Origin of the sequence: Streptomyces sp. MBT65 (assembly GCF_016612545.1) — a bacterium.
Lineage (GTDB): Bacteria > Actinomycetota > Actinomycetes > Streptomycetales > Streptomycetaceae > Streptomyces.
In genome coordinates this window covers 1-5,083 of the sequence record NZ_JAENRY010000450.1, presented here as the reverse complement: position 1 = coordinate 5,083, position 5,083 = coordinate 1, and the positions used below count along the sequence as shown (strand labels likewise).

At 75.2% G+C, this 5,083-nt stretch carries 2 protein-coding genes; one reads left to right on the top strand and one right to left on the bottom strand.

Annotation, left to right across the window (positions count from 1 at the left end):
• A partial coding sequence (locus JHN63_RS47805) for an amino acid adenylation domain-containing protein (RefSeq protein ID WP_200691407.1) occupies positions 1 to 1,584 on the bottom strand: 1,584 nt, incomplete at its 3' end.
• A gap of 223 nt (positions 1,585 to 1,807) precedes the next feature.
• Here JHN63_RS47805 and JHN63_RS47800 point away from each other — a divergent pair.
• On the top strand, positions 1,808 to 5,083 hold a 3,276-nt coding region (locus tag JHN63_RS47800; protein WP_200691406.1), incomplete at its 3' end, for a type I polyketide synthase.

Genomic DNA, 5,083 nt, shown 5'->3' with positions numbered 1-5,083 from the left:
AGGCCGAGTCGGGTGGGGCGGCTGCGGGGCCAGGGCGAGCAGGGCGCGTTCGTCGAGTTTTCCGCGGTCGGTGGTCGGGAAACCGTCGACGACGACCAGCCGCGCGGGGCGCTGGTAGGGGACGAGCGCCGTGTGGAGGGTGGCGAGGGCGTCCGGCAGCGGGTCGTCCGGCCGGTGCGGCACGCAGAACGCGATCAGCTCCAGGCCGGTGCCGGAGGCGTCCGGGCGGGCCAGCACCCGGCAGGACCGTACGTCCGGGAGCACCTCCGCCACCTGGCGCTCGACCTCGGCGGGCTCCACGCGATGGCCGCGGATCTTCACCTGCCGGTCGGCCCGGCCCCGGTAGTGCAGCAGGCCGTCCCGGTCCCAGGCGACCAGGTCGCCGGTGCGGTAGACGCGCACGCTCCCGCCGTCGCCGTCGCCGACCGGGACGCGGATGAACTTGCGCTCGGTCAGGGCGGGATCGCCGAGGTAGCCGAGCGCCAGCCCGTCCCCGGCGACGCACAGTTCGCCCGTCTCGCCCACCGCGCGGCGACGGGTGCCGTCCGGCTCCACGACGTACACCTGCGTGCCGGGGACGGGACGGCCGAGGGGGATGCCGCCGGGGCGGTCGCAGTCGGCCTCGGTGACGCGGTGGGTGGTGGTGAACACGGTGGACTCGACCGGGCCGTATCCGTTGGTCAGGGCGATGCCGGGATGGCGGCGCAGGAAGCGGCGCACATGGGGGACGGAGAGCCGCTCGCCGCCGACGAGCACCTGGCGCAGGCCCTGGAACGCCTCGATGTCCTCGTCCACGACCATGTTGAACAGGCTGCTGGTGAGCCACACGGTGTCCGTGCCGTGCCGCAGCACGCCCGATCGCAGCGCGGTGGGCGAGAGGTAGGGCTCCTCGACGATCAGCGAGGTGCCGCCGTTGAGGAGCACCGACCACAGCTCCAGGGAGAACGCGTCCCAGGACACGGCGGCCGCCAACGGCATCACGGTGCCGGCGGTGAACGACGCGAAGCCGTCCGGGGGGAAGAGCCGGGCCGTCGCCCGGTGCGGGGTCACGGCCCCCTTGGGGCGGCCGGTCGTGCCCGAGGTGAAGAACACGCACGCCGGGTCGGAGCCTCGGACGCGGGCGGGCCGGAAGTCCGGTGGCACCGCTTCGCGGACACCGTCCTCGGGCGGTGCCCAGACCGGCAACGGCCGTGCGCCCGTCGGGAGTTCGGTTCCGCGCTCGGCCACCACGAGGGGCGGGTCGAGTTGCGCGCGGATGTCGCTCAGCCGCCGCTCGGGCCAGGCCGGATCCAGCAGGGCGTACCCGGCACCGGTCTTGAGGACCGCGAGCAGGGCGACAACCAGCCGCGTACCGCGCGGCAGCAGAACCGGGACCAGGTCGCCGGGCCCCGCCCCCGCGGCGGCCAGCCGGGCGGCCCAGGCGTCGGCGGTGCGGTCCAACTCCCCGTAGGTGACGGCGCGTTCACCGTCGAGCAGGGCCACCGCGGCCGGCCGGGCGCGGGCCCGGCGGGCGAACGTCTCGTGCAGGCCCTCGTCGGGCGCGGCGCATGGGGGCCCCGCGCTCCAGGCGGCGTTCGGTCGCAAGCCCACCCTCTCCCCTCGACGTGCCCCGCGTACGAGCACAGATCAACTTGTTGCCAGGATTGGCAAAACATTGCCATAGGTTGCCATTGCTGGCAACCTATCCAGGTGCCCCGATGCGGAAGGCGGTTCCGATGACGCGCAGAAGGTGGTTCCGATGACTCGCGGAAAGTGGTTTCGATGACGTTCGGAAGGTGGTTTCGATGACTCGCGAAAGGTGGTTCCGATGACTCGCGACCGATCCCTGGACATTGCCGTCACCGGCGTCTCCGCACGGTTCCCCGGCGCCCCCGACCTCGACGCGTGGTGGACGGCCCTGACCGAGGGCCGGGTCCTGACCAGGCGCTACGAGACGTCCGACCTGCTCGCCGCGGGGGTGCCCAAGGACCTGCTGGACGACCCCGCCTACGTCCCCGTGTACGGCCATCTCCCGGACGCCGACCGCTTCGACAACGCCCTGTTCGGGGTCAGCCCGCGCGAGGCCCAGCTGATGGACCCGCAGCACCGGCTGCTGCTGGAGGCCGCGTGGGCGGCCCTGGAGGACGCGGGTGTCGCCCCGCGCGGCCGGGTGGCGGGAGCGCCGAGGACGGCCGTTTTCGCCTCCGCCAGTGGCAGCGGCTATCTGCGCGCCATGGTCGCGGGCGGGCAGCTGGACCCGCTGACCGTCGAGGACGCGATCCACGGCACCGAGCCCGACTTCATGGCGAGCCTCCTGTCGTACAAGCTGGACCTGACCGGGCCCGCGGTGGCGGTGCAGACGGCCTGCTCCTCCTCCCTGGTCGCGCTGCACATGGCCGTCCAGTCGCTGCTGAACGGCGACTGCGACCAGGCCCTCGTGGCCGCCGCCGGGATCGCCTACCCGCAGGCCGGACACCTCGCCGTGGCGGGCGGCATCCACTCGTCGTCCGGGGCGTGCAGGCCCTTCGACGAGCACGCCGACGGTGTCGTCGCCGGGGGCGGGGTGGCCTGCGTGGTGCTGCGCAGGCTGGCCGACGCGGAGGCGGACGGCTGCGACCCGTACGGTGTCGTGCTCGGCACCGCGATCAACAACGACGGTGCGGCGAAGGCGGGTTACTACGCCCCGTCCGTCGGCGGCCAGGAGGCCGTCATCCGCGCCGCGCTGTCCACGGCGGACGTCGGCGGCGACACGATCGGCTATCTGGAGACGCACGGCACCGGCACCCGCGTGGGCGACCCCATCGAGTGGTCGGCGGCCACGGCCGCGCTGAGCGGGGCGGGCGCGCCCGAGGGCTCCGTCGCGGTGGGGGCGCTCAAGGCCAACGTCGGCCATCTCGACAACGCCGCCGGACTGGCCGCCCTGATCAAGGCGCTGCTGGTGGTCAAGACGGGCGTGGTACCGCCGGTGGCCGGCTTCACCCGCCTCAACCCCCTGCTGGAGACGGCCGGTTCACCGCTGTACGTCCCCACCGAGTGCGGCCCGTGGACGGGCCCCGAGCCGCGCCGTGCCGGGGTCAGCTCCTTCGGCATCGGCGGCACCAACGTGCACGTGGTCGTCGAACAGCCACCCGCCACCGACCCCCTGGACCGCTCGACGGCCCGACTGGACGCCCGGCTCGCCGACGGCGGCGCGGACCTGGCGGACGTCGAGCAGCCACCGGCCGCCCCGGCGGGCCCCGCGAGGCTGGAGCGCTCGACGGCCCGACTGGGCACCGAGCTCGCCGACGGCGACACGGACCTGACGGACGTCGAACAGCCGCCCACCACCCCGGCCGACCCCGAACCCGAGGACCGTACGCGGCTGGTGCTGCTGTCCGCCGCCGACACCGGAGCCCTGGACCGCTCGACGACCCGGCTCGCCGACGGCAGCCCGGACCCGGCAGACGTCGAGCAACCACCGACCACCCCGGCCGACCCCAAGCCCGACGACCGTACAAAGCTGGTGCTGCTGTCCGCCGCCGACGCCGGGGCCCTGGAGCGCTCGGCGGCCCGGCTGAGCGCCCGGCTGGCCGACGGTGGCATAGACCTGGCGGACGTCGCCGCCACCCTCGCCGCCGGACGGGCCGAACTGCCGGAGCGGCTCGCGGTGACCGGGCGCAGTGCCGCCGAGGTGGCGCTGCGGCTGACCCGGAACACGGCCGTCGTACGCGGCAGCCGTCCCGCCCGCGGACCCGCGCCCGTCGTGTTCGCCTTCCCCGGGCAGGGCACCCAGTACCCGGGCATGGCGCTGCCGGCCGCCGAGGCCCTGCCGGGCTTCCCGGCCGCGTTGGAGGAGTGCCTCGCCGCGTTCGGGCCGGCCCTCGCCGGGCGTATGCGCGGCGCGCTCCTCGACCCCGGCTTCCCGGCGGCGGAGCTGACGGCGACCGAGCTGGTCCAGCCCGTCCTGTTCGCCTTCGAGTACGCGGCCGCCACCGCCCTCACCGCGCTCGGCGTCCGCCCCGCCGCGGTGGCCGGGCACAGCCTCGGCGAGATCACGGCCGCCTGTGTCGCCGGGATCCTCGATCTCCCCGACGCCGCCCGGCTGGTGACCGCCCGCGGGCAGGCCATGCAGGAGTGCCCCGAGGGCGCGATGCTCGCGCTCGGCTGCGCCGAGGAACACGCCCGCGAACTCATCGCCGTCTCCGGCCTCCCCGGTCTGGAGCCGGCCGCCGTGAACTCCCCCGACAGCTGCGTGGTGGCCGGTCCCGTCGAGGCCGTCACCGAGTTCGAGGCACGGCTCGCGGGCCGGATCCCGCTGCGCCGGCTCGCCGCGAACCGCGCCTTCCACAGCGCGCTCGTCGAACCCGCGCTGCCCAGGCTGACCGACACGCTCGCCGGCCTCACCGTCCGCAGGCCCGCCGTGTCCTTCGCGGCGAACGTCACCGGGCGCCTCTTCCCGCCGGACAGCGAGATCCGGCCGCGGCTCTTCGTCGAACAGGCCCGCCGCACCGTGCGGTTCGGCGACGCGCTGGCGTCGATCGCCGAGCACCTCCCCGACGCGCTGGTGGTGGAGGTGGGCCCCGGCCAGGTGCTGTCCGCCCTCGCGGAGACGGCCGGTCTGTCCGTCGTCCCGCTCTCCCCCTCCCGTACGGCCCACCCCGCCGACGAGGTCCTCACCGCCCTCGGCACCCTGTGGACCCAGGGCCAGCCCCTCTCCCCGCGCGCCCTCTGCGAACCCGGCCACCGCAAGGTCCACCTGCCGTCCTACCCCTTCGCGGGCCCACGCTGGATCGCCCCGGAGGCAGCGCCGCGGACGGACGCGGCACGGTCCGTCCAGCCGGTCGGGGAGACCACGCGGACGCAGGCGGACGGACCCGGGCCCATCGCGCCCCTGACCCCCGCGGCCCTCCACACCGGCCCACCGCCGAATGCGACACCCTTCGCCGAAGCCACCGGGGGAGCCATCTCCGCCCTGCACGGCGGCCTCGACGCCGAACGCGCTTACCTGGCAGGCGAGTTGAGCGGCACACCGGAACTGCGCCGACCGCCGGGTGAGGCCGGCGACGCGGCCGACGCCGCCACCCCGGTCGTCACCGGCCCACCCCAAGACCCCACCACCCTCCAC